Raw genomic sequence first — 434 nt, 5'->3', positions numbered from 1 at the left:
AGCCCCAACCCGGCCGCCGCCACCAGCGCTCCTTCGGATGCCATCCCGGTCCTGCAGGTGCTGGCGCAAACGGACCGTACCCTGCGCATGGCCCCCGCAGAGCTGGCCAAAGAGATTGCCCGCCTGGGCGAGGCGGAAGATGCCTCGGTGGAGACCCCCCTCCTTCTGGCAACAGCATTGGCCCAGACGCGCCAGCCCGTCGATACGGCCCGTGCCCTGGGCCTGGTGCAGCGGGTGATGAGCAACACCACGGCAGCGGCACAAGCCCTCCACCCCCTGGCGCGGCTGATGGAGTCGCGGCTTCTGCAGCAACGCAGGCTGGAAGACCAGCTGGAGCGGCAGGGCCAGCAGCTGCGCGAGGCACAGCGCCGCAACGACCAGCTCAACGAACGGCTGGAGGCCGTGCGCGCCATCGAACGCAGCCTGACCACGCG

Annotated in this window: 1 protein-coding gene; it reads left to right on the top strand. The window is 70.3% G+C overall.

All coding sequences use genetic code 11. From position 1 onward, the window contains the following. Nucleotides 1-434 (top strand): hypothetical protein (locus NFX52_RS30490; RefSeq protein ID WP_252636023.1); only part of this gene is annotated, 434 nt, incomplete at both ends.

Source organism: Acidovorax facilis, from assembly GCF_023913775.1.
Taxonomy (GTDB): Bacteria; Pseudomonadota; Gammaproteobacteria; order Burkholderiales; family Burkholderiaceae_C; genus Acidovorax; species Acidovorax facilis.
This window is presented reverse-complemented; position numbering and strand designations above follow the sequence as displayed.